This is a genomic window from Cupriavidus sp. C2SS-8b (assembly GCF_057073745.1).
The window spans coordinates 931,617-943,328 of sequence record NZ_CP172717.1; the positions used below are offsets into that span (position 1 = coordinate 931,617).

General features: G+C 66.9%; 13 protein-coding genes. 7 read left to right on the top strand and 6 right to left on the bottom strand.

Annotation, left to right across the window (positions count from 1 at the left end):
• Positions 1-110: 110 nt before the first annotated feature.
• The gene (locus ACIGJB_RS21215; protein WP_483734252.1) at positions 111-707 is read right to left on the bottom strand and encodes a TetR/AcrR family transcriptional regulator; all 597 of its coding nucleotides are present in this window, start codon (positions 705-707) and stop codon (positions 111-113) included.
• Positions 708-980: 273 nt separating this feature from the next.
• Here ACIGJB_RS21215 and ACIGJB_RS21220 point away from each other — a divergent pair, with 273 nt between their 5' ends.
• The 6 genes from ACIGJB_RS21220 (at position 981) to ACIGJB_RS21245 (ending at position 7,207) form a co-directional block, all read left to right on the top strand.
• Entirely contained in the window at positions 981-2,321 is a 1,341-nt protein-coding gene (locus ACIGJB_RS21220) for an MFS transporter (protein ID WP_483734253.1), read from the top strand.
• Between the two features lie 140 nt (positions 2,322-2,461).
• A complete protein-coding gene (locus ACIGJB_RS21225) occupies positions 2,462-3,577 on the top strand; it encodes an NADH:flavin oxidoreductase/NADH oxidase (RefSeq protein ID WP_483734254.1) in 1,116 nt (371 codons plus the stop codon).
• A gap of 40 nt (positions 3,578-3,617) precedes the next feature.
• On the top strand, positions 3,618-4,040 hold the full coding sequence (locus ACIGJB_RS21230) for a VOC family protein (RefSeq protein WP_483734255.1): 423 nt from the start codon (positions 3,618-3,620) through the stop codon (positions 4,038-4,040).
• 93 nt (positions 4,041-4,133) lie between these two features.
• Entirely contained in the window at positions 4,134-4,610 is a 477-nt protein-coding gene (locus ACIGJB_RS21235) for a DUF2501 domain-containing protein (protein WP_483734256.1), read from the top strand.
• A 765-nt stretch (positions 4,611-5,375) separates the two neighbouring features.
• Positions 5,376-6,671, top strand: a complete 1,296-nt coding sequence (locus tag ACIGJB_RS21240) for an MFS transporter (RefSeq protein WP_483734257.1) — start codon at positions 5,376-5,378, stop codon at positions 6,669-6,671.
• A 122-nt stretch (positions 6,672-6,793) separates the two neighbouring features.
• Positions 6,794-7,207 carry an EamA family transporter gene (locus ACIGJB_RS21245; protein WP_483734258.1) on the top strand — a complete coding sequence of 138 codons (414 nt, stop codon included), beginning with the start codon at positions 6,794-6,796 and terminating at the stop codon, positions 7,205-7,207.
• A gap of 50 nt (positions 7,208-7,257) precedes the next feature.
• On the opposite strand, the gene ACIGJB_RS21250 is transcribed toward ACIGJB_RS21245, so the two are convergent.
• The gene (locus ACIGJB_RS21250) at positions 7,258-7,929 is read right to left on the bottom strand and encodes an AraC family transcriptional regulator (protein WP_483734259.1); all 672 of its coding nucleotides are present in this window, start codon (positions 7,927-7,929) and stop codon (positions 7,258-7,260) included.
• A gap of 86 nt (positions 7,930-8,015) precedes the next feature.
• Positions 8,016-8,714, bottom strand: coding sequence for a Crp/Fnr family transcriptional regulator (locus ACIGJB_RS21255; protein WP_483734260.1), 699 nt, complete (start codon positions 8,712-8,714; stop codon positions 8,016-8,018).
• 202 nt (positions 8,715-8,916) lie between these two features.
• Here ACIGJB_RS21255 and ACIGJB_RS21260 point away from each other — a divergent pair, with 202 nt between their 5' ends.
• Complete coding sequence (locus ACIGJB_RS21260; protein ID WP_483734261.1) at positions 8,917-10,551, top strand: acyl-CoA synthetase; 1,635 nt, start codon at positions 8,917-8,919, stop codon at positions 10,549-10,551.
• A gap of 8 nt (positions 10,552-10,559) precedes the next feature.
• On the opposite strand, the gene ACIGJB_RS21265 is transcribed toward ACIGJB_RS21260, so the two are convergent.
• The 3 genes from ACIGJB_RS21265 to ACIGJB_RS21275 all read right to left on the bottom strand — a co-directional run bounded on the left by ACIGJB_RS21265 (position 10,560) and on the right by ACIGJB_RS21275 (position 11,585).
• Entirely contained in the window at positions 10,560-10,832 is a 273-nt protein-coding gene (locus tag ACIGJB_RS21265; protein ID WP_483734262.1) for a hypothetical protein, read from the bottom strand.
• Positions 10,833-10,844: 12 nt separating this feature from the next.
• A complete protein-coding gene (locus ACIGJB_RS21270) occupies positions 10,845-11,120 on the bottom strand; it encodes a hypothetical protein (RefSeq protein WP_483734263.1) in 276 nt (91 codons plus the stop codon).
• Positions 11,121-11,336: 216 nt separating this feature from the next.
• Complete coding sequence (locus ACIGJB_RS21275) at positions 11,337-11,585, bottom strand: hypothetical protein (RefSeq protein WP_483734264.1); 249 nt, start codon at positions 11,583-11,585, stop codon at positions 11,337-11,339.
• Positions 11,586-11,712 lie beyond the last annotated feature (127 nt).

Consider the following 11,712-nt stretch of genomic DNA (forward strand, 5'->3'; position numbering starts at 1 on the left):
GGTTTCTCTCTGTCAGGGGCGCTTGCGGGGCGTCAGGGTGCCTCGGCCCATCCGCGTTCCGGCGGGGGCGCGGAGATTGGTGGTTCAGGTGCTTCCGGAAGGTCGGCCGATCAGCCGGAGGATGGCCCGAGCAACCGTTCGCGGACGGCGTCCAGGATGTTGTCCGACAAGGTGTCGCCTTCCACGGCGCGCGCCAGCGTAACGGCGCCGACCAGCATGGCCATGCGAATCAGCGCTTCGTGGCGGCACGTGTCCGCGTTGTCGCTGGCCACGGTCGATTCCATGTCCTTGACCAGGGACCGGAGCCCCTCCAGGTAAGCCAACCGTACCGGCTTGTCCGCCGGCTCCCTTGCCACGTCGCTGGCCAGTGCAACGGCCGCACAGCCGTGGCCAGGATCGGCGCAATGGGCCTGCGTCAGGTACGGCTCGATCAGGCTGGCCAGGATGGCTTGCGGGTCGCCGGCGGCACGCTCGATCCGGCGCTCCCAGCGCGCGGCCGATTCCTCGAACGCGCGTTTGCAGGCTTGCGCCGCGAGGGCGTCCTTCGAGGCGAAATGCCCATAGAAACCACCATGCGTCAGCCCCGCGCCCGCCATCAGTTCGGCCACGCTGACCCCATTGAGCCCCCGTTCGCGGAACAGCCGCGACGACGCCTGTTCGATGGCTTCCCGATTCTTGTCGACCTGTTCCCGTGATGCGCGCGCCATCTGAAGGCCTCTTCGAAAATTGATGTTTGACGCAGTTTAGATGATGGTCATAATTTGTTCAATAAATGTTGGTGGTAATTTAAATCGATGTGAGCGGCTTGAAATGTGCATACATATGAAGCCGTCTTCAGCGCGTTGAAGGGATTTCCCGTATTGTCTCGGTTGATCCGTGCCGGGCAGCACTCCGGCCGCAACCCGACTCGCGCCGTGTCCAGTCCCGCTCCCTTCCAAACTGCCTCAACCCCGGCGCCAGCCGCCATTGGCTCGCCTGCCATGACTGCTCGCGAGCGCCGCGGCATGGCGGCCATCATGATCGCCGTGGCGCTGGCCACGCTGGACACGGCGATCGCCAATACCGCGTTGCCTTCCATTGCCGCGGACCTGAACGCCACGCCCGCGGCGTCGGTCTGGGTCATCAACGCCTACCAGCTGGCGATGGTGGCCACGCTGTTGCCGTTCGCGGCACTGGGAGGCATCCTCGGGCACCGGCGCGTCTATATCGGCGGCGTGACGGTGTTCATTGCGGCCTCCGTGGTCTGCGCACTGGCGTGGTCGCTGCCATCGCTGGCGGCGGCGCGCGTGCTGCAGGGCATCGGGGCCAGCGCGATCATGAGCGTCAATACCGCGCTGATCAGCGCGATCTTCCCGATCCAGCGGCTCGGGCGCGGGGTCGGGCTGAATGCGCTCGTGGTTGGCGTGTCATTTGCGCTCGGGCCGACCGTGGCTTCGGTGATCCTGTCCTTCGGCACGTGGCCGTGGCTGTTTGCCGTCAATCTTCCGATCGGCCTGCTGGCGCTTGGTATCGCGCGTGGCGCGCTGCCGCAGACGCCGCGCAGCCAGCACGGGTTCGACCGCGTGGCCGCGATGCTGAACGTGGTGGCATTCGCCGCGCTGATCTTCGCGCTGGGCGAGGGCGCCCAGCGCGCGCCGCTGGCGGAGTCGCTGGCCGCGGCGGCGGTCTTTGTCGTGGCGTTCGGCCTGCTGCTGTGGCGCGAGCGCGGCCACCCCGCACCGATGCTGCCGGTCGACCTGTTCCGCCGGCCGATGTTCGCGCTGTCGACGCTGACCGCGATCTGTTCGTTTGCGGCGCAGGGGCTGGCCTTTGTCTCGCTGCCGTTTTATTTCCAGCACGTGCTCGGGCGCGGCCAGGTGGAAACCGGATTCCTGCTGACACCGTGGTCCGTGGTGGTGGCGCTGATGGCCCCGATCGCCGGCCGGCTTTCCGATCGCTATCCGCCGGGTCTGCTGGGCGCTGTCGGGCTTGCCGTGATGAGCGCGGGCATGGCGTCGCTGGCCCTGATGCCGGCCAATCCGAGCTCATTGGAGATCGGCATCCGCATGTGCATCTGCGGCGCGGGCTTCGGCTTCTTCCAGTCGCCGAACCTCAAGGCGCTGATGGCCAGCGCCCCGCGCGAGCGCAGCGGCGGCGCCAGCGGCGTGATCGCGACCGCGCGGCTGCTGGGCCAGTCCACGGGCGCGGCACTTGTGGCGCTCAGCTTCGGCCTTGCGGGCGACCATGGGCCGGGACTGGCGCTAGCGCTGGGCGCCGGGTTTGCAGGCGTCGCGGCCATTGCCAGCGGCCTGCGGCTGGCGATGCCCCCGGTCAAGCATTGACTGGCTGAACTCCAATCCCTGTAGGGCGGCGGCAAGCGGCAAAGTCGCCGTCGGCCTAGAATCACCCATTCCACTGCAGGCATCCTCTTAACGCGGCGCGGCCACGCGCAGTGCCCAGATCCGCAAGACAAGGTATCCCCATGAGCCATCTGTTCGATCCCCTCGATATCGGCAAGCTGAGCCTGTCCAACCGCATCATCATTGCGCCGATGTGCCAGTACTCGGCGCAGGACGGCAATGCCGGCGACTGGCACATGATCCACCTCGGCTCGCTGGCGCTGTCCGGCGCGGGGATGCTGATCATTGAAGCCACGGCGGTATCGCCGGAAGGCCGTATCACCGCCGGGGACCTGGGCCTCTACGATGACGACAACGAGGCCGCGCTGGGCCGCGTACTCAGAGCCATGCGCGCGCACTCGCCGATCGCCGTCGCCATCCAGCTCGCACACGCCGGGCGCAAAGCGTCGAGCCAGCGGCCATGGGAAGGCGGCAAGCAGGTCCGGCCCGACGCGCCCGAGGGGTGGCACACCGTGGCGCCGTCACCCGTGCCGCATGCGCAGGACGAAGTGCCGCCGGCCGCGCTGGACCGCGCGGGCATGGACAAGGTGCGCGATGATTTCGTCGCGGCCGCGGTGCGCGCGGTGCGGCTGGGCATCCAGGGCATCGAGATCCATGGGGCGCACGGCTACCTGTTGCACCAGTTTCTGTCGCCGCTGGCCAATCATCGCGATGACGCGTACGGCGGCAGCCTGGAAAATCGCATGCGTTTCCCGATCGAGGTCTTTGACGCCGTGCGTGCGGCCGTGCCCGCGGACGTTCCGGTGTGGATGCGCATTTCCGCGACGGACTGGGTGCCGGGCGGCTGGGATATCGACGGTACGGTGGCGCTGTCGAAGGCGCTCAAGGCGCGCGGCTGTGCGGCCATCCATGTCACCACCGGCGGCGTGTCGCCAGCGCAGGCGATCAAGCTGGGGCCGGGCTACCAGGTGCCCTACGCCCAGCGCGTGAAGGCTGAGGTAGGCCTGCCTACCATTGCCGTGGGCCTGATCACGGAACCGGAGCAAGCCGAGTCGATCATCACCGGCAACGAGGCCGATGCGGTGTCGCTGGCCCGCGCGATGCTATACGACCCGCGCTGGCCGTGGCATGCCGCCGCCAGGCTGGGCGCGAGCGTGATAGCGCCGAAGCAATACTGGCGCTCGCAGCCACGCGAACTGAAAGACCTGTTTTCGGACGCGAGCTTCGGCCAGCGCTGAGCCATCTTCAGCCGAAGCCGAAAGAGGAAGAGGAGACCGCATGAAACCCCGTGTCACCCTGATTACGCTCGGCGTCGATGACCTGGAGCGCTCGCTGCGCTTCTACCGCGACGGGCTGGGCCTGCCGACCGAGGGCATTATCGGCACGCAGTTCGAGCATGGCGCGGTGGCCTTCTTCGACCTGCAGCCCGGCCTCAAGCTGGCCATCTGGCCACGCGCAAGCCTCGCCCACGACACCGGCCTGCCGCTGTCCGTCCGCGCGGCGGCGGGCGCTTCCCTGGCGCACAACGTTGGCAGCCAGGGCGAGGTGGACGCGGTGATGCAGCAGGCAGCCGCTGCCGGCGCCACCATCGTCAAGCCCGCGCAGACGACCTTCTGGGGCGGCTACGCCGGCTATTTCGCCGACCCGGACGGCCATCTCTGGGAGGTCGCCTGGAACCCTCAGATGCTGCCAGCCGACTGATCGCGGGCGAAAGTGCGGGGCACGGCGCAAGGCTGGTGCGCGCACTATAGTGGTAGCGGATCCTACGCGGCGCATAGACGGAGGGCTGGCACCATGAAGGCAGGCAAGACAACGCTCGGGCGGGCGCGGCGCGCTGCCGCGATGGCACTGGCGGCGGTGCTGACCGGTCTGTCTCCGGCTTCGCACGCGCAGTTGGGGGACGTACTCAAGAACCCCATGGGTGGTGGCGGGGCGGAAAGCGCGGGCAGTGCGCTGGGCGGACTGGGCGGCGGTCTTTCGCTGCAGTCGCTTTCCTCGGGCAGCCTGGGCAATGTGGCCGGGCTGCTCGACTTCTGCATCAAGAACAACTACCTGGGCGCGGGCGGGGCGGGTTCGGTCAAGGACAAGCTGATGGACAAGCTTGGCGGCCCGTCGAAGGCATCGACCGATAGCGGCTATGGCAATGGCACGAGAGGCATTCTCCAGGACGGCCACGGCAAGACATTGGACATCAGCGGCACCGGCCTGAAGGCGAAGGCCACCGAACAGGTTTGCGAAAAGATACTTTCGCAGGGCAAATCGTTCCTGTGATTTTGCGCATCGCACCAACGATTTACCTTATTTCGCAGGGATTTCCATGATTGCCACCCGGCTTTGAAGTGGCAATCATGGACCGCAACAGACAGCAAAGGCATTGCGCCAGGGCGTCCCCCCAAAGAAGCAGCCTGGCGGCAGCACGATGTAGACCAATAAAAACATCCGGGGCAAGACCCCACGGGAGACATCCATGCAAGTCTATGACGGCCTCTTGTACCTGACTGCGATGGTGCTGGTGTGCTTGTACGTCTATCTTGGCGTACTCACGCGAAGCAATGCGATAAGGCTGGGGTCTCCGGCTATTGTCGCTGTGCTGGTACTCGCGTATTCCCTCTCGCCGATGCACGCTGCGGGATAAGTCTGCGCAGCAAGTTCGCCATAGTCCGGCCTCGCGAAACCAAAGCCGCCAGAACCAGGAAGCGCCTCGTCGATGGCCAGCTGCCATGCGACGTGCCTTTCTGCTGACTTCATAAGTGGCGGCGCTGCCGGTCTCATCGCCTGCTTCCCTGGAACCCCACAGAACAATCGCCATTGGCGCGTAGTCCCGCCCCCATGCAGGCTTCGCAATAATTCACTTGCCTCAACCAAAACCACCGCGCCCCCGCTAGCAAATTCGCTCTCCGCGCCCTCAGGCATTCCCCGATCCGCCCGGCAAATCGTCGGATACGACGAGTAACCCTCACCGGACCCTGTCCAGAATTTTTCCGACACCCGCGCTTTGGCCCGGGTCCATGGACAAGAAATCGGAGACAAGAGCGAATGAGTGCAACCTATCAACGGGGCCGGGCATGGGTCGTTACCGTGCTGCTGTTCCTGTTCGTCGTGGTCAATTTCCTCGACAAGATCAGCGTCGGCCTGCTTGCCGGCCCGATGATGGATGAACTGGGCCTGACGCCGTCCCAGTTCGGGCTGGTCGGCAGCAGCTTCTTCTGGCTGTTCGCCGTGGCCGGTGTGGCGGGCGGCTTCGTGGCCAACCGCGTGTCCTGCACGCTGCTGCTGTTGCTGATGGCCATCGCCTGGTCGGTGTTCCAGCTGCCGCTGGCGTGGTCGTCGAGCCTGGCGGTGCTGATCGCCGCGCGTGTGCTGCTGGGCATTGCCGAGGGACCGTCCACGGCCATTGCCATTCACGCGGCCTACAAGTGGTTTCCCGATGATCGCCGCACGCTCCCCGTGGCCTTCTTTACGCAAGGCGGCGCCACCGGCCTGATCCTGGCCGGCATCACCATTCCCTACATCACGGCGCATTGGGGCTGGCGCGCCAACTTCTACGTGCTGGCCGCGCTGGGCGCCGCCTGGACCGTGCTGTGGCTGTTGTTCGGCGGCGAGGGCAAGGTCGACCAGGTTTCGGCCGACACCGCGGGCCAGCCGCGCGTGCCATACCGCGCTTTGCTCGGCGACGCCACGGTGCTGGGCTGCTTCCTGCTGCGCTTTGTCGCCTACTGGAGCCTGGCGCTGTCGCTGACGTGGTTCGCCGCATACCTGCAGCGCGGACTCGGCTTTGACCATGCCACCTCGGGCCGGTTGTTCGCGGCGATCATCGCGGCGAACATGCCGGTGACGCTCGGCGTGGCATGGTGGTCGCAGCGCATGCTGCGCCGAGGCATGCCATCGCGCATCGCCCGAGGCCGCCTGGCCGCGCTGATGCTCGTGGGCGCGGGGCTCTGCCTGGCCGCGCTGTTGTCGCCCGGCCTGGTCACCTGGCAGCGCGTGGCGCTGCTGGCGGCAAGCTGCGCGCTGGCACCGTCGATCTATTCGCTGGGCCCGGCCATGCTGGCCGAGGTCTGCCCGCCGGCACAGCGCGGCGCGCTGCTGTCGATCGACGCTTCGATCTCATCGATTGCCGGCATCCTGGCGCCGCTGGTGACGGGCTACCTCGTGCAGAACGCCACCGGCGCGCATGGCTACGAGACGGGCTTCGCGGTGTGCGGCGCACTGATGATCGTGGGCGGCTTTGCCGGTGCGGCCATGATCAACCCGGAGCGCTCGAAGCTGCGGATGGCCGGCTTGCAGCAGCATGCGAGCGCGGCACCGGCTGCGCATCCGGCGCACGCATAGTGTCGGAAGAGGGGCCGCGCGGACGGCGGCCCCTATGCCCCGGCTCGCGTAGCGCCGACGCCGCGCCGATATACTTCAGGCTCCGCCGGGCCGTGGCGCCCGCCAATCTCGGAGCATTCACGATGATGCCTGCCGCATCGAGCTGGTTCGCCTGGGCCGCGCTGTCCGCGGTGTTCGCGGCCCTGACCGCGATCTTCGCCAAGGTCGGCTTGTCCGGCATCGATTCCGACATGGCCACGCTGGTGCGCGTGGTCATCATCTTCGTGGTGCTGGCCGCGTTCGTGGTGGCTACCGGCAAATGGATGGACCCGTCGACGTTCTCGGCCCGCAACTGGATCTTCCTCACGCTGTCGGGCCTGGCGACCGGCGCCTCCTGGGTCTGCTACTTCCGTGCGCTGAAGATTGGCGATGCCTCCAAGGTGGCCCCCGTCGACAAGTTCAGCCTGGTGCTGGTGGCATTGTTCGCGGTGCTGTTCCTGGGCGAACGGCCTGCCCGCGTGAGTGGCTGGGCATCGGCCTGGTCGCCGCCGGAGTGATCGTGCTCAGCCTGCGGCGATAACCGCGCCTGCCGAACGGCGAAGGCCCTTCAACCGTTTGTGCGAAGCCAGGCCGCAGCGGGAACCGGCCAGCCGGGCCAGGCCGAGGCATCGGGACGCCGGTGATCGGACTTGCCGGGGAGCAATTGCGCCAGCTCCACGCCAAACAGGTTGGCGCACGCGCTCGCGAATGCCGCGGCGGAGCGCAGGCCGGACTGGGTGGCAAGTAAATCGAGCCGGGCGGGCGTCGGCTCAGGCCTCGCCTCGGGCAGCGCCAGCAGGTAGAGCGCCCGCGCCGCGCGTTGCTCGCGCACCAGCGGATGCAGCGCTTCGCCTTCGGCAAACAGGCGCGCACGGACCAGCCGCTGGGCCACCTGCCAGTCTTCGCTGAGCCGCGCGGCATTCCAGTCGACGGTCGGCTGCTCGAACACCAGCCGCGCGAGCGCGCGGGACCAGTGCTTGTCATGATGGATCGCATTCATGCGCGGGCAGACCGCATCGGGCACCGCCTCGAACGTCATAGCGCACGCCTGGCCCGGGGCGGATTGCAACTCGCAGTCGAAATAGGCAAACGCAGGCACCACAAAGGGATCGCCAGGCCGCACGTCGCGCCGTGCATTGGCGTCGCGCAGCCGCGCCGCGCCCTGCTGGGCTTCCACGCGCACGGCGAACGGAAAACGCAGGCGGGTAATGCGGACGGGGTTGCGGCTGACAATGGGCATGCGGGCAGTGGCTGGAGCGCAGCCGGTTACTGTCGCAGCATTCGACGGGCCGCGCAACTGTCGGCGCAGGCCGCCGGAGCGCCCGCTTACAGTTCGGACAGCCCGAAGTGACGCAGCCGTGGCAGGTCGGTCACGCGAATGGTCTGGTACGCCAGGTGCACCAGACCCTCGTTGGCCAGCCGCCGCAACGCCTGGTTGACCCGCTGGCGCGACAGGCCGGTCAGCAGCCCGATTTCCTCCTGCGACAGTTCCAGCACGGGACTGGTGCGCGGATACAGCGACGGATGGAAAAGCTGCGCGATAGCCTGCGCCACGCGCGCATCGGCGCTGAGCAGGCGGTCGTTCTGCACGGTGGCAATGAACTGCCCCATGCGCTCGTTCAGCTGCGTGACCACGAAACTCGAGAATGGCAGGCTCTGGGCGAGCAAGGTGTTGAACACGGGCTCTGGCACCAGCAGCACGCGCGAATCGCGGATGGCGATCACGTCATAGCGGCGCAGCTCGCGCTTGATCACACTGCCTTCGCCGCACCAGCCCCCCGCGGGCACGCCGGAAAACGTGCAGCCCCGGCCGTCCGGGGTGTAGACGGCCAGCTTGATCAGCCCGCTGTCGACGCCGATCCAGTCGCGCGACGGTTCCCCGCGCCGGGCGATCAGGGCGCCGGCGGCGAACTCCTGCAGGATCGTGGTGCGCGTGGCCAGCGCCTGATGCTCCGGTGCAAGCGCATGGAACCAGGCATGGCCTGCCAGTGGCGAGGTGGGCGGGGAACAGTCGGACGCGGTCATCGAAGGCGGGTTGGGCGGTCAGGAAAGGCGGCCTTGCGTGACCATGGCCCTGGCCGTGTAAGAATCCTGTAAGCCTTGCCTGGCGCGGGTTTCCGGGCGATTTGTCATCCGGATGACAGAGCCCGGGCGTGTGCGATGATAGCCTTGTGCACGAAAAAGTAACAGCGCCCCGGTACAGAAGAGTTCAGCGGAGACACAAGCAATGCCCACAGATTTCGACAGCGGCCTGGGCCGCAATGCGGCCAATTTCGTGCCGATTACCCCGATCGATTTCCTGGTCCGTGCGGCCGAGGTGTATGGCGACAGGCTAGCCATCGTGCACGGCCCGGTACGCCAGAACTGGCGCGACACCTATGCCCGCGCGCGGCGCCTGGCGAGTGCGCTGGCGCGCGCCGGTATCGGCAAGGGCGATACCGTGGCGGCGCTGCTGCCCAATACGCCGGCCATGGTCGAAGCGCACTTTGGTGTGCCGATGGCGGGTGCCGTGCTGAACGCCCTGAATATCCGCCTCGACGCCGCCAACCTGGTGTTCATGCTGCGCCATGGCGAGGCGCGCGTCCTGCTGGCCGATACGGAGTTCGCCGACCTTGCCCGGCAGGTGTCGCTGGAAATCCCGGGTTTGAAGGTCATCGCCGTGGAAGACGCGCTGGGGCCACGGGCCGAGCCCTTTGGCGATACCGATTACGAGTCCTTCCTCGCCTCGGGCGATCCGGACTACGCGTGGAAGATGCCTGCCGACGAGTGGGACGCCATTGCACTGAACTACACCTCGGGCACGACCGGCGACCCCAAGGGCGTGGTGTACCACCACCGCGGCGCGGCCATGAACGCGATCTCGAACATCCTCGAGTGGGACCTGCCCAAGCACCCGGTCTACCTGTGGACGCTGCCGATGTTCCACTGCAACGGCTGGTGCTTCCCGTGGACCGTGGCCGCGCGCGCGGGCGTCAACGTTTGCCTGCGCAAGTTCGAGCCGCGTCTGGTCTTTGACCTGATGCGCGACGAAGGCGTGACGCATTACTGCGCAGCGCCGATCGTGCACACCGCACTGGTCAACGCGCCGCCGTCGTGGCGCGAAGGCCTGCGCGGTCCCGTGCGTGGCATGGTGGCCGGCGCACCGCCGCCTGCCGCGGTGCTGGCGCAGATGGAAGCGATGGGCTTCGAACTGACCCATGTGTACGGCCTGACCGAGGTGTACGGCCCGGCCGCCGTATGCGCGGAGCAGGACGACTGGAGCAGCCTGTCGCAGGAAGAACGTGCCGTGAAGAAGGCCCGACAGGGTGTGCGCTACCACCTGCAGGCGGGCGTGACGGTGCTCGATCCCGATTCGATGCAGCCGGTGCCGGCCGATGGCGAGACCATCGGCGAGATCATGTTCCGCGGCAACATCTGCATGAAGGGCTACCTCAAGAACGAGAAGGCCACGCGCGAGGCCTTCGCGGGCGGCTGGTTCCACACCGGCGATCTTGGCGTATGCATGCCGGACGGCTACATCAAGATCAAGGATCGCAGCAAGGACATCATCATCTCGGGCGGAGAAAACATTTCCAGTGTCGAGGTGGAGGATGCGCTCTATCGTCATCCGGCCGTGCTGGCCGTAGCGGTGGTCGCGCAGCCGGATGCTAAGTGGGGCGAGACGCCTTGCGCGTTCGTCGAATTGAAAGAGGGCGCCAGCGCAACCGCCGAGGAACTGATGGCGCACTGCCGCACGCTGCTGGCGGGCTTCAAGGTGCCCAAGGCGGTGTACTTCGGTCCGCTGCCCAAGACCTCGACGGGCAAAATCCAGAAGTTCGAATTGCGCCGCAAGGTCAAGTCGGATGCCGCGATCGACGTCTGAAGCGGCGGTCAGGAGAAGGCGGCCTCTTCGGCGGCCTGCTGGCCGGCAATCAGCCGGTCGATGACCTCGCGGCCCCACGCCAGCCCCGCACGGCTGGCGTCGGCGGCGCAGGCAAAGCGCACGCCAGCGTCCGGGTCCGCGAAGGGCAGGGCGTGGCCGTGCTGCCAGATGCGCGCACGCAGCGTCCACCAGCCGTCGTGCTGGCCGCCGTAGCGCAACGCTACGATATGGATGCGGTAGCCACGATAGCTGTCGCTATGCTCGTGTGATCCGCTCGGCATGGCTGCTGGATTTCAGCGCAAACTCGCTGCCTGCTGCGGCACGGCGCCTGGCCTGTGCCACTCCTGCGATATATCAGGGAACACCTCGCATTCGCCACGAACGATATTCTCTATCGTGGCGCAGACGCCCGCAGTACCGCGCGGCCCCACGCAGACCAGGCTGCGCGGATGATCGGTGTGCTGCGGGATGGCGTACACGTGCATGCCCTCCTGGAACAGAGGGTGCCTGGACAGGCGCTCGTTCATCAACTCGACAAAGCGCTGCGGACTGACGACCGGCTTTTCCATAGCTGACTCCTGCGGCGCTGCCGTCGGGCGCATCTTACGTGCACGGGGCCGGCATACGCGGTAGTAAAGGCCAGGAATATTTCGGGCAATGGCATGAGCCCCGCAGGATCGGGGTGGCCGGAGGAACGTGGAGAAAAAATGCCTCCACGTTGCCACTGCCAACGATTTCAGATTAGGCGATGCGCCCGGCGGAGCAAAGTAGCCGGACGCCAGAGGTCACGATAGCCGCACTTCTCCGGCGGCGCGTGGCCCGTCGAGCATGTAATTGCCTGCTGCCCAGCAGGCGGCTTCCGCTTCGGCTTCGGAGCCGTAAGCGGAAGTGGCTTCGATGGTGCAGTCGGCATCCGCCGCGCCGCAGTGCTCTTCCATCACGATGCGCCAGGTGTACAGGCCCGGCGGATCTTCGAGGACATGGAGCACGAGTGTGCGGTGGCTGTCGGCAAGGGTCAGGGGCTGGGTCGACATGACGGTCTCCGATAACGGCGACCCCTAGATGCTAGCAATTGCGCGAACCCAATTCCAGCGCAGAAGCCCCGTTGCTAGCGGCGCCGTGCAGAACCGTGCATCTTCCGCCGCCGCGCGGTTTCCAGTA

Bases quoted from the DNA above. Each gene is read 5' to 3' on its own strand.
- ACIGJB_RS21250 (WP_483734259.1), bottom strand. From the start codon at position 7,929: ATGCCCATTGTCAGCCGCAACCCCGTCCGCATTACCCGCCTGCGTTTT.
- ACIGJB_RS21235 (WP_483734256.1), top strand. From the start codon at position 4,134: ATGAAGGCAGGCAAGACAACGCTCGGGCGGGCGCGGCGCGCTGCCGCG.
- ACIGJB_RS21270 (WP_483734263.1), bottom strand. From the start codon at position 11,120: ATGGAAAAGCCGGTCGTCAGTCCGCAGCGCTTTGTCGAGTTGATGAAC.
- ACIGJB_RS21245 (WP_483734258.1), top strand. From the start codon at position 6,794: ATGATGCCTGCCGCATCGAGCTGGTTCGCCTGGGCCGCGCTGTCCGCG.
- ACIGJB_RS21220 (WP_483734253.1), top strand. From the start codon at position 981: ATGACTGCTCGCGAGCGCCGCGGCATGGCGGCCATCATGATCGCCGTG.
- ACIGJB_RS21265 (WP_483734262.1), bottom strand. From the start codon at position 10,832: ATGCCGAGCGGATCACACGAGCATAGCGACAGCTATCGTGGCTACCGC.
- ACIGJB_RS21230 (WP_483734255.1), top strand. From the start codon at position 3,618: ATGAAACCCCGTGTCACCCTGATTACGCTCGGCGTCGATGACCTGGAG.
- ACIGJB_RS21255 (WP_483734260.1), bottom strand. From the start codon at position 8,714: ATGACCGCGTCCGACTGTTCCCCGCCCACCTCGCCACTGGCAGGCCAT.
- ACIGJB_RS21215 (WP_483734252.1), bottom strand. From the start codon at position 707: ATGGCGCGCGCATCACGGGAACAGGTCGACAAGAATCGGGAAGCCATC.
- ACIGJB_RS21225 (WP_483734254.1), top strand. From the start codon at position 2,462: ATGAGCCATCTGTTCGATCCCCTCGATATCGGCAAGCTGAGCCTGTCC.
- ACIGJB_RS21275 (WP_483734264.1), bottom strand. From the start codon at position 11,585: ATGTCGACCCAGCCCCTGACCCTTGCCGACAGCCACCGCACACTCGTG.
- ACIGJB_RS21260 (WP_483734261.1), top strand. From the start codon at position 8,917: ATGCCCACAGATTTCGACAGCGGCCTGGGCCGCAATGCGGCCAATTTC.
- ACIGJB_RS21240 (WP_483734257.1), top strand. From the start codon at position 5,376: ATGAGTGCAACCTATCAACGGGGCCGGGCATGGGTCGTTACCGTGCTG.